Origin of the sequence: Micromonospora globbae (assembly GCF_003610785.1) — a bacterium.
In the GTDB taxonomy this organism is placed as follows: Bacteria; Actinomycetota; Actinomycetes; order Mycobacteriales; family Micromonosporaceae; genus Micromonospora; species Micromonospora globbae.
The window spans coordinates 64,947-82,368 of sequence record NZ_RAQQ01000009.1 but is presented as its reverse complement, the minus strand read 5'-3'; the positions used below and the strand labels follow the sequence as shown (position 1 = coordinate 82,368).

The following is a 17,422-nucleotide window of genomic DNA, read 5'->3' as shown; positions in this document are numbered from 1 at the left end:
GTGCCAGATCAATCGGCGGTTTGGGTACCGTAACCGACCGCTAGGTCAGGAAGACCCGGAAGTGTGGGCGTGGACATACGCGTAGTGAGGCGACAAAACTAGAGGCCACCGACAAGACACGGGATGGCGACGATTTGGCCACGAGCCGGCAACGGCGCCTGGGAGGTGCGGTGATGCGCGCGCTGTTCAACAGCCGGGCGAAGCAGGACTACCTCTCCGATGCGCTCACGCTGCTCTCGGGGTGGACCCGGGAGGGCGAGCAGATCCGACGGACCCTCGTGATCGACGACAGCCAGCACGCCGCGCTGACCGAGCGGGTGAAGGTCGTCGCGGACGCGCTGCACCTGCGCCCGGAGATCAGCCGCCGGGCCGACGAGACCCTGATCCGCGTGGGCCACGGCAATTCTCCCCTCACGGAGGGTGAGGTGCTGCTCGCGGCCCGCATCGAGGACGCGTACCGGGCCGTCACCGAGGCCTGACCACCCCCGGCGCCGCGACGACCACCGGCGGCCGCCGCACGTTCTCCCCCTCCGGCGTACGCCGTCGACCCGCCGCCACGCGCCCGCAGGCGGGCGTGCCCGCCCGCGGTTCCGCGACCGTTCCGATCGTTGGCAACCAGGCCGCCCGCAACGCCGGCGGCGCGTAGCCCGACCAGGCCGGGGCCGCCCCCTCGCGCCGTGACCACCGCCCGGCGCGAGTCTCCGCGCACACTCGTCGCGGTGTCGCACGACCTGTCGGCAGTCACCGGGATCGTTCGCGCCGCCCGCGCCGGCCGAGGGAGCGGCGCGAGTCCTACGGATCGAGCCGAGTCTTGCCCGGGATGCCGGCGGGTCGTATTCTCCACCAAACAAGTAGGAATAATAGCCAGTTGAGGAGCAGACCCTCGCCGGCCTCCTCGACCGTTCCACCTCACCGACCCGCTGGCCGGGCAGCGACGCCCGAACCGGTAGCCCGACACGGCACCCCCGATTGGAGTACTCGTGCGAAGACTGCTCCTGCTCGCCCTGGTCGGCCTCGGCGCCCAGCTCGTCGACGGCAGCCTCGGCATGGCGTACGGCGTCACCTCGACCACCCTGCTCCTGGCCATCGGCACGAACCCGGCCGCCGCGTCCGCCACCGTGCACCTCGCTGAGATCGGCACGACGCTCGTCTCCGGCGCCGCGCACTGGCGGTTCGGCAACGTCGACTGGAAGGTCGTCGCCAAGATCGGCATTCCGGGGGCCGTCGGCGCGTTCGCCGGAGCCACGTTCCTGTCGAGCCTGTCGACGGAGACGGCCGCGCCGCTGATGTCGATCATCCTGCTCGCGCTCGGCCTCTACATCCTGGTCCGCTTCACCGCGGTCGGCCTGCCCAAGGACCGCCTCGGCAAGCCCCTGCGCAAGCGGTTCCTCGCCCCGCTCGGCGTGGTCGCCGGGTTCGTCGACTCCACCGGCGGCGGCGGGTGGGGTCCGGTCGGCACCCCGGCCATCCTCGCGAGCGGCCGGCTCGAACCCCGCAAGACCATCGGCTCGATCGACACCAGCGAGTTCCTCGTGGCCGTCGCCGCCAGCATCGGCTTCATCCTCGGCATCGGCTCCGAAGGCGTGAACTACGCCTGGGTCGCGGCGCTGCTCATCGGCGGCATCATCGCCGCACCGATCGCGGCCTGGCTCGTCCGGCACATCCCGCCCCGCGTCCTCGGTGCGGCCGTGGGCGGCATCATCATCCTCACCAACACCCGGACCCTGCTGCGCAGCGACTGGATCGACGCCCCCGACGGCGTCCGCTACACCTTCTACGCCGCCATCTACGTCGCCTGGGCGGCCGCCCTCGCGTGGTCGTTCCACCAGTACCGCAAGCACCGGGACGAGGAACGCCGCGTCATCGCCGAGGCCGAGGCCGCCGCGGCCGCCGCCGACAAGGCCGCCGCACCCGCCACCTGACCGGCTCCCGAGGCCGGCCGGCACGGCCCGTTCGACCGCTGTCGCCCTCCCGGAACGCTCCGGGAGGGCGACACCGTCTCGCGGGGTGGTCGGGACGCCCGATCGGATCGGACCACAGCGGTCGGGCGGGGCCTACGATCCTTCGACCAGGCTTGACGTCGAAGGGAGGCCTCGTGATCTCGGCACTCAACCGGCTCGTCGACCTCGTCGAGGAGCACCTCACCGAGGAGCTCGACGTCGACGGCCTGGCCAGAAGGCTCGGCACGACCGAGTACCACCTGCGCCGGATGTTCTCGTCGCTGGCCGGCATGCCGCTGTCGGAGTACGTACGCCGACGCCGCATGACCGTCGCCGCCGCCGACGTCATCCGGGGCGAGGACGACCTGTTGACCGTCGCCGTCCGGCACGGATACGGCTCGACCGAGGCGTTCGGACGCGCGTTCCGGGCGGTCCACGGGGTCAGCCCCGGGGACGTACGCCGCGACGGGGGCCCCCTTCGCACCCAACCGCACCTCAGGTTCCACCTGACCGTCGAAGGGAGCATCCCCATGGACACCCGCATCGTCGACCGCCCCGCGTTCCGGCTCGTCGGACACGCCGCCCGGGTCCCCCTGATCCACCGGGGGGTCAACCCGCACATCCAGCGGCACATCGCCGCGCTGCCGCCGGAGGAGCACGCCCGGTTGAAGGCTCTCAGCGACGCCGAGCCCCGAGGTCTGCTGCAGGTCAGTGACGACCTCGGTCCCGACGCCGCCGAGGGCAGCGAGCTGACCTACCTGCACGGGGTCGCGACCTCCCGCGACACGCCCGTCCCGGACGACCTCGACGCCATCGAGGTGCCGGCCGGCATGTGGGCGGTCTTCCGCACCTCCGGGCCTCACCCGCAGGTCCTGCAGGACACCTGGGCCGCGACCGCTACCGAGTGGTTCCCCTCGAACCCGTGGCGGCTGCGGCCGGGACCGTCCATCGTCTCGGTCCTCGACCGGGCGGACGACTTCAGCACCGCGACCTGCGAGCTGTGGCTGCCCGTCGAACCGGCGTGACGGCCTGACCGGCGTCCGGACCTCGCTGCCGGGCATGGTGCAGGGCGTCTGATCGCGTACACCGGGGCGGGCGCGGGCCAGTGGTTCGCGCCCGCCCGCTGCGGCAACGAGGTTCAGCCGGCCGGCGGCGAGGGCTTCACCACCTGGAACATGACGTGGTCCTGCCACCGGCCGGCGATGTGGAGGTACTCCGGCGCCATGCCGAACCGTACGAACCCGTTGCGCTCCAGCACCCGCTGCGACCTGACGTTGTGCAACAGGGTCTCCGCCTGCACCCGGTGCAACCCCAACTCGTCGAAGGCCACCCGCACGATCTCGCGCACCGCCCTCGTCGCGAACCCTCGACCGTTGTGGCTGGCGCTGACCCAGTAGCCCATGGAGCACGACTGGAACGGGCCGCGCACGATGCCGTTCAGCGTGATGCGGCCGATCACGTGGCCGTCGGCGAGGATGACGTGGGGCAGCTTCGATCCCTGCTCGTACTGCTGGAGATCGGCAGCGATGACGGCCTGCTGGCCGTCCGCCGTGAAGTAGTCCTCGCCCCGGACCGGCTCCCACGGCGCGAGGAAGTCACGGTTGGCGCGGAGCACCTGGGCCAGGACCGGCGCATCCTCCGGGCTGATGAGTCGAGTGATCTTCACCGGCCCATCGTCCCAGGCGAGCAGGTGCCATCCCCAACAGCCCGACTCGGGTCGGATTCAGGCGTTGAAGCGGAACTAAGAGGGGTCTTCCCATGACCTGCGAGGACGTGCCTGCCGCGCTGGCCAGGACCGTCCGGAGCTTCGCATCGCTGGTCGCTCCTTGACGTCATTTCACGCTGTCTTGTGCCCCCTGTGTGCCCCAGCCCCCCTCGGCCGCGCAACTACCACCGGCTTCGCGACAATGGCCGCGTGCTCACCTACGTCCGTTGGTATTGGCCCGATGACGACCTTTGGAACTACGACGAGCTGGATGCTGACCGGTGGGCGCTGCGCCACGTTGAGCAACGCGGATCGGACGGGATCTTCTTGGCGGCGGCGTCGCTTTCAGAGGTGCTCATCGCTCGTGGCTCAGGGACCGTGAGCGCGGTAGCCGAGTACGAACGGCGGTACGGGGTTGTGCCGGGGGCCCCGTTTCCTCCACCCGGCTCCGCGTTGGAACCTGCCTTGGAAATCCTGTCCTCCGAAGAGTTCGAGCGTCTGTGGCGGGATGCTCGTCGGCAACTGGAACGGCCGGCCGGTACTTGACTCGTTCGTCCCGAAAGAATGATCAGTGGCCGATGAGCTGGGCGAGCAACCGTGGCGAGCTGCCGGAACAGTCCACCATCGTCCGTGGGCGTCCGGCATCGGTCGCCCCGGTCGTCACCCAGTTGGTCACTCAGGCGACGGGTTCCTGCGTCGTCACAGGTCTTCATCGTCTTCGTCTGGTGGCAGGTCGGTCTGCCACCAGATCCGCATCAGGTACTGCTCGATGCCGGAGTGCTGTCGTTGTAGGTCGGCGATGCGTTCATCGTCGCCGTCAGTGCCCATCACCTTCAGAATCTCGTAGCGCGCCCTCTCGGCCTGCTCACGCCCGCGATGAAACAGCACGACCGCATACCGCCCAGGCCCCTTGGGCGGGTCAATGCCAGTAATGACCGTGCCGAAGATGTCGCCAACCTGCAAATTCCCCGTGGGACAGTCCAGGTCGAACGTCAGGGGACCCGCCCACCCGTGCGCGCACAGGTCATCATCGGGGGCCTCGTCCCAGATCTCCACGTCGGCTCGTACCCTTATGAGGTCCTGGCTCACGACGATGTAGATATCGTATCCGGTGCTGGCTGCCACATTCTTGTTGGCCTCGCTGATCGCGGCCGATGAATTCACGGCGGCGTCGCAGTAGACGTCGCGTAGAACGACCATCCGGTACTCCGGACTTAACGTCAGGCCGTGGCGGCTGTGCCGGGTCGGCATGGTTGCCCTCCTACGAACGGTCGACAGCGCAATACCCTTACCCCGAGCACAACAGCACCTTCCGGAATATCTTGCCATCCCGTCTGCCGCCGACCCGCCCTCCTGGGGAGCGGGCCACCGCCCGGCCCGCCACGTCAATCGGACCTTGACGCACGTTCGGACGCTGGCGGGTCGGGCGGTGGTCTGCTCGGCTCGCCTGGGTCGTCGGCTGGCGGGATGGCCCTGCGCAACCACCCACGGCCGCAACGCGCGGACGGAGCCCCGGCCATCCTGGAGTCGTTGCGCCCCCGCCGGAGGCGCACTGACCGCGACCGGTTCGCCGCCTCGACCCGCCGCGTGGACCCGGCGTGCCCTCCCCTGCGCCGCGTCGCTCGGACGCGGCGCGGCCGGCTGCCGGCCCGCGAACCTCAACCACTCCCAGACCGGTCCGTCTGCGGCGGCCCCGGGCTTCCCGCCCTCCGCGCCAGCCGCCGGGCATCTGGCGTGACGGCCGCAGAGCGACAGCGGCAGCGGCCGGCGCGCGCCCAGGCGGCGGCGCGTGCGGCCCGTTGCGGGCCGCCTTGAAGACGTACAGAAACTTTGAACCACTTCGCCGGCAGCCGGCCTGTCCCGTCACGGGACATGCTTGACAGTCGCGTCCCACCAGATGCTTGACATGATCCGCGCCGGTAGCTGTACGGGGCGGCTCGCTGCCGGCCCTGGGCTCTCCGCCGGAAAGCGACTCGGCAACCGACGCCGAGACTCGTAACGTGAGGCGGTGTGAGCAACAGTGACGAGCGTGACTTGGTCCGACGAGGTTACGACGCCCTCTCCTACCACTACCGTGCGGACGACGCCGACGATGGCCAATACGCACCCTGGCTGGCCGACCTGCATCGGCGTCTACCGCCCGCAGCATCGGTCCTCGACCTCGGCTGCGGCTGCGGCGTGCCGGCCGCTCGCTTCCTGACGAACGCGGGGCACCACGTCACCGGAGTCGACATCAGCGACGTGCAGATCGAGCGAGCCCGCCGCTTGGTGCCGACCGCCACTTTCCTCCGCGCTGACGCCACTCAGCTCGAACTGCCCCCGATGTCGTTCGACGCCGTGGTCTGCCTCTACGCGCTCATCCACATGCCGTTGGTCGACCAACCACGTCTCATCGACCAAGTCGCCACCTGGCTACGCCCTGGAGGCTGGCTGCTTGCTACCACCGGCCACGACGCTTGGACCGGCACCGAGGACAACTGGCTCGACGGCCCCGCCGCCATGTGGTGGAGCCACGCCGACGCCCCCACCTACCGGACCTGGCTGCAACAGGCGGGACTCGAAATCACCTCCGAGGGCTTCGTCCCAGAGGGCAGCAGCGGACACACCCTCTTCTGGGCGCAGCGACCACTCATCTAGACCAATCGTCAAGCATGTGGTGGGACTAGGCAGGGCGAGTCGGTCATCGTGGTCGCCGAACGGCTGGGGCACGAGAACGCGAACCTGGTCCTGTCGACGTATGGGTATCTGATGCCGGACTCGGAGGAACGCACCCGCCGGGCGGTCGATGAGGCGTGGGGTTGTGCCCCCGGTGTGCCCCAGAGCGAGGGTGCACCCTCCTGACCTGCGGGAACGAGCGCGGTTCAGACGTTGAAGCGGAACTCCACGACGTCGCCGTCCTGCATGACGTACTCCTTGCCCTCGATGCGGACCTTGCCGGCCGCCTTGGCGGCGGCCATGCTGCCGGCCGCGACCAGGTCGTCGTAGGAGACGACCTCGGCCTTGATGAAGCCGCGCTGGAAGTCGGAGTGGATGACGCCCGCGGCCTCCGGCGCGGTCGCGCCGATCGGGATGGTCCAGGCCCGGGCCTCCTTGGGGCCGGCCGTGAGGTACGTCTGGAGCCCGAGCGTGCGGAACCCGACGCGGACCAGCTGGTCCAGCCCCGGCTCGCTCTGCCCGATCGACTCCAGCAGCTCGCGGGCCTCGTCCTCGGGCAGGTCCACGAGTTCCGACTCGATCTTCGCGTCCATGAAGATCGCCTCGGCCGGCGCCACGAGGGCGCGCATCTCGTCGAGGAACTCGGCGTTGCCCAGCTCGGCCTCGTCCACGTTGAAGACGTAGAGGAACGGCTTGGTGGTGAGCAGGTGCAGCTCGCGCAGGTGCTCCACCTCGATGCCCGCGTCCTTGGCGCCGGCGTAGAGGGTCACCCCGCTGTCCAGCAGGTCGACGGCCTGCTTCGCGGCGGCCAGGGCGGCGGCCCGGTCCTTGCGGAGCTTGGCCTCCTTCTCCAGCCGCGGCACCGCCTTCTCCAGGGTCTGGAGATCGGCCAGGATCAGCTCCGTGTTGATCGTCTCGATGTCGTCGGCCGGTGAGACCTTGCCGTCGACGTGCACCACGTTCGGGTCGGAGAAGGCCCGGACGACCTGGCAGATCGCCGTCGCGTCCCGGATGTTCGCCAGGAACGCGTTGCCCCGGCCCTGGCCCTTCGAGGCGCCGCGCACCAGGCCGGCGATGTCGACGAACGACACGGGCGCGGGCAGCACCTTCTGGGAGCTGAAGATCTCGGCGAGCTTGTGCAGCCGCTCGTCGGGCAGCCCGACGACACCGACGTTGGGCTCGATGGTGGCGAACGGGTAGTTCGCCGCGAGCACGTCGTTCTTGGTGAGCGCGTTGAACAGGGTGCTCTTGCCGACGTTGGGCAGGCCGACGATGCCGATGGTGAGACTCACGACGAGCCAGCTTACGCCGATGCGACCCGCCACCGGGAACGCGGTGCGGTGTCGCGGCGTCGGTCCCGGCCGGGAGCGCCCGGCGGCGCCGCGGAGGCTCAGCCCGCGAGCCGGCGGGGCGTGATGACCGTCTCCCGGACCGTGCCGTCGGCGGTGCGACTGACCTCGTACGCCGAGACACCCTCCCGGTCGGCGACCGCCTCGACGAGCTTCTCGCCCCGGTAGACCAGGCCGACCCCGTCGTCGGTGCAGTGCGTGACCGGCAGCGTGCCGTCGCCGACCATCCGGTGGATGAGCGGCCGGCGCTGCTCCTCGCTGTCGTAGTGCACACCGTTGCCGTAGGGCAGCCAGCCCAGCCCGTCCGTGAACGGACGCAGCCGCGGGCCGAAGCTGTCGGTGGCCCCGCCGACGTGCCAGCAGATCGAGCCGGCGGAGACGCCGCCGAGCACCACTCCGGCCTGCCAGCACTCGTGCAGGATCTCCTCGAGGCCGTGCACCCGCCAGACCGCCACCAGGTTGGCCACGCTGCCGCCGCCGACCCAGATCACGTCCTGGGCGAGCAGGTGGGCGCGGATGTCGTCGACGTTCGGCATCGGGAACAGGGCCAGGTGCGACAGGCGGAAGCGGGTGCCGGCGAACGCCCCGTACAGGGCCGTGAGGTTGGTGGGCTGGTCGCCGACCGCCTGCCCCAGGTAGCAGATGCGCGGCTCCGGCCCGGCCTGCGCCAGCTCCGCGCCCAGGTCGAAGATCGGCCCGGGACGCAGGTCGTACGGCCCGCGCCCTCGGCTGAAGAAACCCATGCTGGTGGCGAGGATGGTCGGTTCGCTGGCGGGCACGCCTCGTCCTTCCGTCGGGTGATCGGCCGCCGTCCATCCTGCCGCAGCCGGATCAGCCGCGCCGATGCCGGGGCACGAGTGCCGTGAGGGGCGGCCGGTCGACGGCGGCGGGCTCGCCGGCGAGATCGGGCGCCGGCTCGTGCGGCGGCAGCTCGGCGGGCGGCAGCGCGTCCGGGGACAGCTCGCGTGCGGCGGCGGCCGGGAGGAGGAAGCGGGCCGGCGCCGCGGGGCCGGCGGCGCGTGACTCGCGGAGCATCCAGCGCACCTCGTCGGCCGTCCAGCCCAGCCCGGTGCGGGCGGCGATCTCCCGGACGAGGCGGAGGCCGGCGCGGGTGTCGTCGTCGTAGAACCGCATGCACCAGTGGTGCGCCCACATGCCGAGGGCCCGCAACCCGTCGTGGTCGAGCGAGCGGACCAGCCGTCCACAGGCGGTGTCGGCGAAGGGACTGGCGGGATCGCCGGCGCGGTCGCGCTCGATGGCACCGACGGCCGCCGGGGCCACGGCCCGCATCCGCCGGTAGAAGCCCTGGAGGACGGCCCGCTCCAGCGGAGGGTGCCCGCTCCGCGTCGCTCCCCGACCCGCCACGCTCGCCATCACCGCACCCTTTCTTGAGTTGGTTGGCGGGACCGTACCGCCCACGACCGACACTTTCGGCCGCGCGGGGCCGAACCGCTCAGACGGGCACGGACCCCTCCGGCGACGCGACCGATCCGTCACGCCGGCGGCGGTGGCTCCAGTCGATCAGCGGCTGGAGGAGCGACATCAGCTCCTGTCCGTCGGACGACGGGGCGTACCGGATCTGCACCGGCGAGGACGGGATCACCGTCCGCTCGATCAGGCCGTCGGACTCCAGTTCCTTGAGGCGCTGGGCGAGCAGGCGGTCGGAGATCCCGGACACGGCGGCCCGGTACTCGCCGAACCGGCGTGCCCCGCGCACACCGGCCAGCAGGATCGCTCCGGTCCACCGCCGGCCGACCAGCTCCAGCGAGTCCTGGAAGACGCGGCAGCCGGTGTCGTCGATGCCCTGGAAGCGCCGCAGCGCGGCCATCTGCGTACTCGTCACTTACCAAATGTTAGTTACTAACCTCGGGTTTGCCCACCCGGTCGCCGGTCCCCACGCTGGAGCCATGACCGACTACCAACACCCGATCGAATTCGGCCTGAGCCTCGATCCGACGGCGGACCGGATCGGTGAAACCCGACATCTGGCCCGGGCCGCCGACGACAGCGGACTGGAGTACCTCGCCGTCCAGGACCACGTCTACCAACCGGGTCACCTCGACGCGCTGACGATGATCACCCACCTCGCGACGCAGACCGAGCGGATCTCCTTCCTCACCGACGTCGCCGACCTGCAACTGCGTCCGCCGGCCATGCTCGCCAAGGCCGGCGCGTCGCTGAGCGTGCTCACCGGCGGTCGCGTCGCCCTCGGGGTCGGCGGCGGCCCGAGCGCCGACGCCGTCGCGGCCATGGGCGGCCCGCGGCGCGGCGGCGCCGAGACGATCACCTACACCGCCGAAGGGCTGCAGATCATGCGCCGGGCGCTGGCCGGCGAGACGGTCCGGCACCTCGGCGAGCAGCACACCGTCGAGGGGTACCAGGGTGGGCCCGTGCCGCCCAGGCCGGTGCCGCTCTGGCTGGGCGGGCAGCGGCCCCGCATGCTGCGGGTGGCCGGCCGGCACGCCGACGGCTGGATCTCGCCGCTGAACATCTACGTGCCCCCGGACGAGGTGCCGGCCCGGCAGCGGATCATCGACGACGCGGCCCGCGCGGCGGGACGCGCCCCGGCGGACATCCGCCGGATCTACAACGTCATCGGTGCCATCGGCCCGCAGGGCGGCGGCACCGGGCTCGTGGGCGACGTCCAGCTCTGGGTCGACACGCTGACCCACTGGGCCGTCGACCTCGGCTTCGACACGTTCATCTTCTGGCCGATCATGTCGCCCCGCGCCCAGCTGCGCGCGTTCGCCGACCGGGTGGTACCGGCCGTCCGCGAGCACGTGCGCGAGATCAGGGAGCAACGATGACCCACACCGTCCTACCGCCGTCGCTGGACGGCAAGCTCGTCACACCCGGCGACCGCCGGTACGCGATGCTGCGCTCGACGTACACCACCCGCCACTCCCCGGCCGGCGTGCTGCTGCCCGAGACTCCGCGGGAGGTGGCCGACGCCGTGCGCTACGCCCGGGAACGGGGCCTGCCGATCGCGGTCCGCAGCGGCGGGCACGGCCTCGCGGGCACCTCGTCCAACGACGGGGGCCTCGTCATCGACCTGTCCGCCCTGAACCGGGTCGACGTGCTCGACGAGCGGTCCCGGCGGGTCCGGGTCGAGGCGGGCGCGCGCTGGGCCCTGGTGGCCCGGACGCTGGCCCCGTACGGGCTCGCCATCAGCTCCGGCGACCACGGCAACGTGGGCGTCGGCGGCCTCGCCACCGGCGGCGGCGTGGGCTGGCTGGTCCGCAGCTACGGCCTCACCATCGACCACGTCCGCGCCGTCGAGGTGGTGCTGGCCGACGGCACGGTCGTCCGCGCCGACGCCGAGCACGAACCCGAGCTGTTCTGGGTCGTCCGCGGCGCCGGCGCCGGCGCCGGCATCGTGGTGGCGTTCGAGATCGAGGCGGAGGAGGTGCGCAACGTGGGGCTCGCGCAGATCGCCGTGGAGGCCACGGCCGACGGCGCCACGGTGCGGCAGTGGGCCGAGCACCTGGCCCGGGCCCCGCGCGAGCTCACCACGTCGGCCGTGCTGCTCCCGTACGGGCCGTCGGCCGTCATGCAGATCACCGCGGTGGTCGCCGCCGAGAGCGCGCGCCGGGCCCGCCCGATGATCGAGCCGCTGCTCGCCATCGGCCGGCTGCTGGATCACCGGACCGACCTCGTGCCCTACCCGGCGCTGGTGTCGACGGCGCACCTGCACGCGAACGTCGGCCAGCAGCCGAACGTCACGACGAACAGCCTGCTCACGATGGACGACGCCGCCGCGCGGGCGCTCATGCGGGCGGCGACCGGGCCGAACCGGGCCCTCGTGCAGCTGCGGTCGGTGGGCGGGGCGGTCAACGACGTCGACCCGGCCGACACGGCGTACGCGCACCGGCACCAGGACACGCTGGCGATCGGCACGGTGTTCCCGCCGCAGGGCGGGGCCGCGCTGGACGCCGCCTGGCGCAGGGTCGCGACGCGGTCCGACGGCGCGTACGTCAACTTCGAGGGCCGACCTGACCGGGCGGCGTTCGACCGGATCTACCCGGGTGCGACCGGCGCGCGGGTGGCCGAGCTGTGGCGGCGGTACGACCCGGACGGCGTCTTCCGGCCGGCGCTGGCCCCGGCCGGTGCGCCCTCACCGCGGGCCGGGGCATCCTCACCGCGGGCCGGGGCGCCCTCACGGCGGGCGGGGGCGCCCTCACGGCCACGTCCGATTCCCGCCAGCCGCGACTCCCGGAAGGGGGCATGATCGGTGACGTGGAACTGGACTTCGAGCGGTGTTACCGGGCCGTCGACAGCCGCGACCAGCGGTTCGACGGCTGGTTCTACACCGGCGTGACCTCGACGGGCATCTACTGCCGGCCGTCCTGCCCGGCGACCACCCCGAAGCGGCAGAACGTCCGCTTCTTCCCGTCCGCGGCGGCGGCGCAGGGCGCGGGCCTCCGCGCCTGCCGCCGCTGCCGGCCCGACGCGGCACCCGGCTCACCGCAGTGGGACGTACGTGCCGACGTGGTCGGCCGGGCCATGCGGCTGATCGCCGACGGGGTGGTCGACCGGGAGGGCGTCCCCGGGCTGGCGGCCCGGATCGGCTACACGGAACGGCACCTGCACCGGATGCTCCGCGCCGAGGTGGGCGCCGGGCCGCTGGCGCTGGCCCGGGCGCAGCGGGCGCAGACCGCGCGGATCCTCGTCGAGACGACCGGGCTCGGCATGGCGGAGATCGCGTTCGCGGCGGGGTTCGGCAGCGTCCGGCAGTTCAACGACACCGTCCGCGAGGTGTACGGCGTGCCGCCCACCGAACTGCGCCAGGCGCGGGGTCAGCGACGGGCGCCGGACGGGGCGGGCACGATCACGTTGCGCCTCGCGTACCGCCCGCCGCTGCACGCCACCGCGTTGCTGGACTTCCTCGCGCTGCGCGCGCTGCCGGGCGTGGAGGAGGTCCGGGACGGCACGTACCGGCGCGGGCTGCGGCTGCCGCACGGCGCCGGCGAGGTGGCGCTCACCCCGGTCGACGGGCACGTGTCGGCGACGCTGCGGCTGGCCGACATGCGCGACCTGTCGCCGGCCGTGGCACGCTGCCGCCGGCTGCTCGACCTGGACGCCGACCCGGTGGCCGTCGACGCCACGCTCGCCGGCGACCCGGCGTTCGCCGCCGCGGTGGCGGCCGAGCCGGGCGTACGCCTTCCCCGCTCGGTGGACGGCTTCGAGATGGCGGTGCGCGCCGTCGTCGGCCAGCAGGTCTCGGTGTCCGCGGCCCGCACGACCCTGACCCGCCTCCTGACGTACGCGGCGGCCGAGCCCACCCCGACCACTCTCGTCGATCATGAGGTTGACGGGGCGATCGGAGATCGAACTCCCCGCCAACCTCATGATCGACAGGGCGGGGACGGGTACGCGCTGCGGGCGTTCCCCAGCGCCGAGGAGGTCGCCGGGCTGCCCGACTCCGCGTTCCGGATGCCGGCCCGCCGCCGGGAGACCATCCGTACGCTGGCCCGCGCCGTCGCCGACGGCGAACTGGACCTCGCACCCGGCGGTGACCGCGAGGAGACCGTGCGCCGGCTCGTCGCGCTGCCCGGCATCGGCGCCTGGACGGCGGGGTACGTGGCGATGTGCGCGCTCGGCGACCCGGACGTCCTGCTCCCCACCGACCTGGCGGTCCGGCGCGGCGCGGCCGCGCTCGGCCTGCCCGACGACCCGACCACCCTCGCCGCGTACGCGGACCGTTGGCGCCCCTGGCGCTCGTACGCGGTGATCCGACTCTGGAGAGCGCTATGACCACGATCGACGGTGCGGTGCTGGCCACCCCGGCCGGACCGCTGAGCATCCTGACCGGGCCGGACGGGGCCGTCCGCGCCGCCGGCTTCACCGCCGAGCCGGGGACCCTGCTCCCCCTCGTGCACCCGTCCCTGCGCGGCACGCTGCGGGAGCGGGCCGACCTCGGGCCGGTGACCGCGGCCGTCCGGTCCTACCTGGACGGCGACCTCACGGCCATCGACACCGTGCCCGTACGGCAGCACACCGGCGGGGAGTTCATGGCGCACGCCTGGGAGGTGCTGCGCGAGGTGAAGCCCGGCGAGCCGGTCACCTACACCGGGTTCGCGGGGCTGGCCGGCCGGCCGCTGGCGGTACGCGCCGCCGCGGCGGCCTGCGCCCGCAACGCGGCCGCCCTGTTCGTGCCCTGCCACCGGGTGCTGCGCACCGACGGGACGATGGGCGGCTACCGCTGGGGCATCGACGTGAAGGTGTGGCTCCTCGATCACGAGCGGCGGCTGGCGGGGAGCTGAGGCCGCCGGTGGGTCGCGCGGCCGCGCGGCCCACCGGCACACGGCACCACGGCAGCGCGACCCACCGGCACACGGCACCACGGCAGCGCGACCCACCGGCACACGGCACCACCGCCGCGCGGCCCACCGGCACACGGCACCACGGCAGCGCGGCCCGCCGGCCGCGCGAGGCGCGTCGCCGTGCCCGGACAGCCGAGGCCGCCTACCAGCGGTCGACGTGCAGCACCTCGTCGAGCGGCTGCCGCCGCGCCGGCCGGAAGCCGTCGCCCGTGTACCAGGCGGTCGGGACGAGCGCCGCCTGGCGCACCTCCTCGGGGAGGCCGAGCAGCTCGGCCACCTCCGCCTCGTACGTCAGGTGCAGGGTCGTCCAGGCGGTGCCGAGGCCGCGCGCGCGGGCGGCCAGCATGTAGCTCCACACCGCCGGCAGCAGCGAGCCCCACAGCCCGGCCTGGTTGCCGGCGGTCAGCTCGCCGCCGCCGTCCAGCCGCAGGCAGGGGACCATGAGCACCGGCACCTGCCCCATCCGGTCGCCGAGCCAGGCCACGCTGTCGGCCACCCGGCTCTGCACGGCCGCCCGGGCCGGGTCGTCGGGGAACAGGCGGCCTGCCGAGGACTCCGAGGCGAGGTACGCGCGCACCGCACGCTGGTAGAGCAGCCCGATCTCGGCCCGCAGCATCGGATCGGTGACGACCACGAAGTGCCAGCCCTGCCGGTTCGAGCCGCTGGGCGCCTGGAGCGCCACCTCCAGGCACTCGCGGACCAGCTCCAGGGGCACCGGCCGGGTCAGGTCCAGCCGACGGCGGACCGTACGCGTGGTGGTGAGCAGCTCGTCGGGGCTCAGCGGAAGCGTCGGCACGAATTCCATCGTGGCACGGCAGTTATCCCGTGGTCCGGCCGTTGGCCGCTGCCTACGATCGCAGAATGACTGATACGGCGAGGACGGCCCGCGCCGGCGTCCCCGAGCGTCCCACGCTGGACGGCATCGAGGAGACCTGGGCGCGCCGCTGGCAGGAGGAGGGAACGTACGCGTTCGACCGCTCGAAGCAGCGCTCGGACGTGTACGCGATCGACACCCCGCCGCCGACCGTATCGGGCGAGCTGCACATGGGGCACGTGTTCTCGTACACGCACACCGACATGGTCGCGCGGTTCCAGCGGATGCGCGGCCGGACCGTGTTCTACCCGATGGGCTGGGACGACAACGGCCTGCCGACCGAACGCCGGGTGCAGAACGTCTACGGCGTGCGCTGCGACCCCGACCTGCCGTACGACCCGGCCTGGCGGCCGCCCGCCTCCCCGGTCACCGACGAGGCGCGGAAGAACCCGACCCCGATCTCGCGGCGCAACTTCATCGAACTCTGCGAACGGCTCACCGTCGCCGACGAGCAGGTCTTCGAGGCGCTGTGGCGGCGGCTCGGGCTGTCCGTGGACTGGTCCCTCACGTACACCACGATCGGCCGGGTGGCCCGGGCCACCAGCCAGCGGGCGTTCCTGCGCAACCTGGCCCGCGGCGAGGCGTACCAGGCCGAGGCGCCGACGCTGTGGGACGTCGGCTTCGGCACGGCCGTCGCCCAGGCCGAGCTGGAGGACCGCGAGCGCCCCGGCGCCTACCACCGGTTGCGGTTCACCGGCCCCGGCGGCCGGGAGGTGCTGATCGACACGACCCGCCCCGAGCTGCTGCCCGCCTGTGTGGCGCTGGTCTGCCACCCCGACGACGAGCGGTACGCGGACCTGGTGGGCGCCACGGCGCGCAGCCCCCTCTTCGGGGTCGAGGTGCCGGTGCACGCGCACCCGCTCGCCGACCCCGCCAAGGGGACCGGCATGGTGATGGTCTGCACGTTCGGCGACCTCACCGACGTGACCTGGTGGCGGGAGCTGCGGCTGGACACCCGGGTGGTCATCGGCCGGGACGGACGGCTGCTGCCGGAGCCGCCGGCCGGCGTGCCGGCCGAGCCGTACGCGGCGCTGGCCGGGCAGACCGTCAACGGCGCCCGCCGCGAGATCGTCGGGATGCTCGCCGACGCCGGTGACCTGGTCGGGGAGCCACGCCCGATCACGCACCCCGTGAAGTTCTACGAACGCGGCGACCGCCCGCTCGAAATCGTCTCCACCCGGCAGTGGTACCTGCGCAACGGTGGACGCGACCCGCGGCTGCGGGAGGAGCTGCTGGCCCGGGGCCGCGAGCTGCACTGGGTGCCGGAGCACATGCGGCACCGCTACGAGCACTGGGTGGGCGGGCTCACCGGCGACTGGCTGGTCAGCCGGCAGCGGTACTTCGGGGTGCCGGTGCCGGTGTGGTACCGGCTCGACGACGCTGGCGAGCCGGACTGGTCCCACCCTCTCACGCCGGACGAGTCCACGCTCCCCGTCGACCCGTCCACCGACGCGCCGCCCGGCTACGACGAGTCCCAGCGCGGCCGACCGGGTGGCTTCGTGGGCGACCCGGACGTGCTGGACACCTGGGCCACGTCGTCCCTGAGCCCGCAGATCGTGGGCGGCTGGGAGACCGACCCCGACCTGTTCGCCCGGGTCTTCCCCATGGACCTGCGCCCGCAGGGGCACGACATCATCCGCACCTGGCTGTTCTCGACGATCGTCCGCTCCCACCTGGAGCACGGCGTGCTCCCCTGGCGCGACGCGGAACTCTCCGGCTGGATCCTCGACCCGGACCGGAAGAAGATGTCCAAGTCCAAGGGGAACGTGGTCACCCCGATGGCGCTGCTGGAGCAGAGCGGGTCCGACGCCGTGCGGTACTGGGCGGCGAACGGCAAGCCCGGCATGGACCTGGCGTACGACCCGGCGCAGATCAAGGTCGGGCGCCGGCTCGCCACGAAGCTGCTCAACGCGTCGAAGTTCGCGCTCGGGCTGGGCGCCGCCGACGCGTTGCGCGCCGTCGCCACCGAGCCGCTCGACCGGGCCATGCTCGCCGAACTCGCCACCGTGGTCACCGCCGCGACGAGCGCCTTCGAGACGTACGACCACACGGCGGCCCTGTTGGCGACCGAGGCGTTCTTCTGGCGCTTCTGCGACGACTACATCGAGCTGGTGAAGGAGCGCGCGTACGGCTCGGGGGCGGGCGCCGACTCGGCGCGGGCCGCGCTGGCCACCGCCCTCGCGGTGCAGCTGCGGCTCTTCGCCCCGGTGGTGCCGTTCGTCACCGAGGAGGTCTGGTCCTGGTGGCGGTACGGCTCGGTGCACCGCGCACCCTGGCCGACGACGTACGAGGTGGGCCGCGCGGTCGAGGGCGAAGGGGACCCGGAGCTGCTCCGGGTCGCCGGGGACGCGCTCAGCCAGGTGCGGCGGGCCAAGTCCGAGCGGAAGCTCTCGATGCGGGCGGAGGTGCCGCTGGCCGAGGCGCTCGGCCCGGCCGCGGTGCTGGAGAAGCTGACGCTGGTCGCCGACGACGTGCGCGCGGCGGGCCGGATCGGCAAGCTCGACCTGCTTCCCGACCGCACGACCGAGCTGGTGATCGCCGCCGCGTTCTGAGCGTCACGGCGGGGCCCCCTTCTC

General features: G+C 72.7%; 17 protein-coding genes. 10 read left to right on the top strand and 7 right to left on the bottom strand.

Annotated features, from left to right (window positions below; genetic code table 11):
• The first annotated feature begins 173 nt into the window (after positions 1-173).
• The 3 genes from D7I43_RS14270 to D7I43_RS14260 all read left to right on the top strand — a co-directional run bounded on the left by D7I43_RS14270 (position 174) and on the right by D7I43_RS14260 (position 2,965).
• Entirely contained in the window at positions 174-479 is a 306-nt protein-coding gene (locus D7I43_RS14270) for a 4a-hydroxytetrahydrobiopterin dehydratase (protein ID WP_120328974.1), read from the top strand.
• Between the two features lie 501 nt (positions 480-980).
• Positions 981-1,922, top strand: coding sequence for a sulfite exporter TauE/SafE family protein (locus D7I43_RS14265; protein WP_120328973.1), 942 nt, complete (start codon positions 981-983; stop codon positions 1,920-1,922).
• 173 nt (positions 1,923-2,095) lie between these two features.
• On the top strand, positions 2,096-2,965 hold the full coding sequence (locus D7I43_RS14260; RefSeq protein WP_120328972.1) for an AraC family transcriptional regulator: 870 nt from the start codon (positions 2,096-2,098) through the stop codon (positions 2,963-2,965).
• Positions 2,966-3,078: 113 nt separating this feature from the next.
• Here the strand turns inward: D7I43_RS14260 and D7I43_RS14255 are convergent, their stop codons facing one another.
• Positions 3,079-3,606, bottom strand: a complete 528-nt coding sequence (locus D7I43_RS14255; protein ID WP_120328971.1) for a GNAT family N-acetyltransferase — start codon at positions 3,604-3,606, stop codon at positions 3,079-3,081.
• A 249-nt stretch (positions 3,607-3,855) separates the two neighbouring features.
• On the opposite strand from D7I43_RS14255, the gene D7I43_RS32485 reads away from it, so the two are divergent.
• A complete protein-coding gene (locus D7I43_RS32485; protein WP_147427251.1) occupies positions 3,856-4,191 on the top strand; it encodes a hypothetical protein in 336 nt (111 codons plus the stop codon).
• A 153-nt stretch (positions 4,192-4,344) separates the two neighbouring features.
• Here D7I43_RS32485 and D7I43_RS14250 read toward each other — a convergent pair whose 3' ends face one another.
• Positions 4,345-4,896 (bottom strand): hypothetical protein, encoded by a 552-nt coding sequence (locus D7I43_RS14250; protein WP_120328970.1) that lies wholly within the window; start codon positions 4,894-4,896, stop codon positions 4,345-4,347.
• 783 nt (positions 4,897-5,679) lie between these two features.
• Here D7I43_RS14250 and D7I43_RS14245 point away from each other — a divergent pair.
• Positions 5,680-6,282 carry a class I SAM-dependent methyltransferase gene (locus D7I43_RS14245; RefSeq protein ID WP_204985189.1) on the top strand — a complete coding sequence of 201 codons (603 nt, stop codon included), beginning with the start codon at positions 5,680-5,682 and terminating at the stop codon, positions 6,280-6,282.
• 224 nt (positions 6,283-6,506) lie between these two features.
• Here D7I43_RS14245 and ychF read toward each other — a convergent pair whose 3' ends face one another.
• The 4 genes from ychF to D7I43_RS14220 all read right to left on the bottom strand — a co-directional run bounded on the left by ychF (position 6,507) and on the right by D7I43_RS14220 (position 9,492).
• Positions 6,507-7,592, bottom strand: coding sequence for a redox-regulated ATPase YchF (gene ychF, locus D7I43_RS14235; RefSeq protein ID WP_120329122.1), 1,086 nt, complete (start codon positions 7,590-7,592; stop codon positions 6,507-6,509).
• A gap of 98 nt (positions 7,593-7,690) precedes the next feature.
• Positions 7,691-8,428: a Type 1 glutamine amidotransferase-like domain-containing protein gene (locus D7I43_RS14230; protein ID WP_120328968.1), complete on the bottom strand. Its 738-nt coding sequence runs from the start codon at positions 8,426-8,428 to the stop codon at positions 7,691-7,693.
• A gap of 52 nt (positions 8,429-8,480) precedes the next feature.
• Positions 8,481-9,023, bottom strand: coding sequence for a hypothetical protein (locus D7I43_RS14225; RefSeq protein WP_240032955.1), 543 nt, complete (start codon positions 9,021-9,023; stop codon positions 8,481-8,483).
• 79 nt (positions 9,024-9,102) lie between these two features.
• Positions 9,103-9,492, bottom strand: coding sequence for a winged helix-turn-helix transcriptional regulator (locus D7I43_RS14220; RefSeq protein ID WP_204985188.1), 390 nt, complete (start codon positions 9,490-9,492; stop codon positions 9,103-9,105).
• Between the two features lie 64 nt (positions 9,493-9,556).
• Here D7I43_RS14220 and D7I43_RS14215 point away from each other — a divergent pair, with 64 nt between their 5' ends.
• Genes D7I43_RS14215 through D7I43_RS14200 form a run of 4 tightly spaced genes read left to right on the top strand, consistent with a single transcriptional unit; the run spans position 9,557 to position 13,912 of the window.
• On the top strand, positions 9,557-10,456 hold the full coding sequence (locus D7I43_RS14215; protein WP_158610098.1) for an LLM class flavin-dependent oxidoreductase: 900 nt from the start codon (positions 9,557-9,559) through the stop codon (positions 10,454-10,456).
• Positions 10,453-11,877, top strand: coding sequence for an FAD-binding oxidoreductase (locus tag D7I43_RS14210; protein ID WP_120328965.1), 1,425 nt, complete (start codon positions 10,453-10,455; stop codon positions 11,875-11,877). Before D7I43_RS14215 ends, D7I43_RS14210 begins: the two co-directional genes overlap by 4 nt.
• A gap of 8 nt (positions 11,878-11,885) precedes the next feature.
• A complete protein-coding gene (locus D7I43_RS14205; RefSeq protein WP_120329121.1) occupies positions 11,886-13,403 on the top strand; it encodes a DNA-3-methyladenine glycosylase 2 family protein in 1,518 nt (505 codons plus the stop codon).
• On the top strand, positions 13,400-13,912 hold the full coding sequence (locus D7I43_RS14200; protein ID WP_120328964.1) for a methylated-DNA--[protein]-cysteine S-methyltransferase: 513 nt from the start codon (positions 13,400-13,402) through the stop codon (positions 13,910-13,912). Before D7I43_RS14205 ends, D7I43_RS14200 begins: the two co-directional genes overlap by 4 nt.
• A gap of 202 nt (positions 13,913-14,114) precedes the next feature.
• On the opposite strand, the gene D7I43_RS14195 is transcribed toward D7I43_RS14200, so the two are convergent.
• A complete protein-coding gene (locus D7I43_RS14195) occupies positions 14,115-14,768 on the bottom strand; it encodes a nitroreductase family protein (protein WP_240032954.1) in 654 nt (217 codons plus the stop codon).
• 65 nt (positions 14,769-14,833) lie between these two features.
• On the opposite strand from D7I43_RS14195, the gene valS reads away from it, so the two are divergent.
• On the top strand, positions 14,834-17,398 hold the full coding sequence (gene valS, locus D7I43_RS14190; protein WP_120328962.1) for a valine--tRNA ligase: 2,565 nt from the start codon (positions 14,834-14,836) through the stop codon (positions 17,396-17,398).
• The last annotated feature ends 24 nt before the right edge of the window (positions 17,399-17,422 follow it).

Excerpts from the sequence above, each read along its gene's own strand:
- D7I43_RS14270 (WP_120328974.1), top strand. The coding sequence starts at position 174 with ATGCGCGCGCTGTTCAACAGCCGGGCGAAGCAGGACTACCTCTCCGAT.
- D7I43_RS14250 (WP_120328970.1), bottom strand. The coding sequence starts at position 4,896 with ATGCCGACCCGGCACAGCCGCCACGGCCTGACGTTAAGTCCGGAGTAC.
- D7I43_RS14225 (WP_240032955.1), bottom strand. The coding sequence starts at position 9,023 with ATGGCGAGCGTGGCGGGTCGGGGAGCGACGCGGAGCGGGCACCCTCCG.
- D7I43_RS14215 (WP_158610098.1), top strand. The coding sequence starts at position 9,557 with ATGACCGACTACCAACACCCGATCGAATTCGGCCTGAGCCTCGATCCG.
- D7I43_RS14210 (WP_120328965.1), top strand. The coding sequence starts at position 10,453 with ATGACCCACACCGTCCTACCGCCGTCGCTGGACGGCAAGCTCGTCACA.
- D7I43_RS14200 (WP_120328964.1), top strand. The coding sequence starts at position 13,400 with ATGACCACGATCGACGGTGCGGTGCTGGCCACCCCGGCCGGACCGCTG.
- valS (WP_120328962.1), top strand. The coding sequence starts at position 14,834 with ATGACTGATACGGCGAGGACGGCCCGCGCCGGCGTCCCCGAGCGTCCC.